This window comes from Pedobacter sp. 01N416 (genome assembly GCF_056399685.1).
In genome coordinates this window covers 1-420 of record NZ_JBFTRT010001120.1, presented here as the reverse complement: position 1 = coordinate 420, position 420 = coordinate 1, and the positions used below count along the sequence as shown (strand labels likewise).

The following is a 420-nucleotide window of genomic DNA, read 5'->3' as shown; positions in this document are numbered from 1 at the left end:
GATGCTCACACTGCACTTCTCTTTTCCTAAAAATCACGATTTCGGAATTACACCATCTGCTGTATGTGCGGGATTGTTGGCAGGTTTATATTCCATTACCTTTTTTTATCTCGCTATTAGAAGGTTTAGAATTGATGCAGTAACGCAATATCATTTTGAAAACGGCTGTCATTCTGAACGCAGTGAAGAATCTGCCCAATAATGGGATTACTATTCAATGTATATATTAAATCCTTACTTTACAATATAAATATCTAGTAAAATGATAGCTTTCAGCAAACTGCAAAGATTCTTATCGATAACAGATTCTAAAAATCGGTCGTCATCTCGACCGAAGCAACGCGTAATGGAGAGATCTTTGGACTATATTAAAAGATCTCTCCACTACGGTCGAGATGACGATTCTTCGCGGGCCTATCA

General features: G+C 37.4%; 1 protein-coding gene. It reads left to right on the top strand.

Annotated features, from left to right (window positions below):
- Positions 1 to 202 (top strand): hypothetical protein (locus AC1DND_RS29520; RefSeq protein WP_477586605.1); only part of this gene is annotated, 202 nt, incomplete at its 5' end.
- Positions 203 to 420 lie beyond the last annotated feature (218 nt).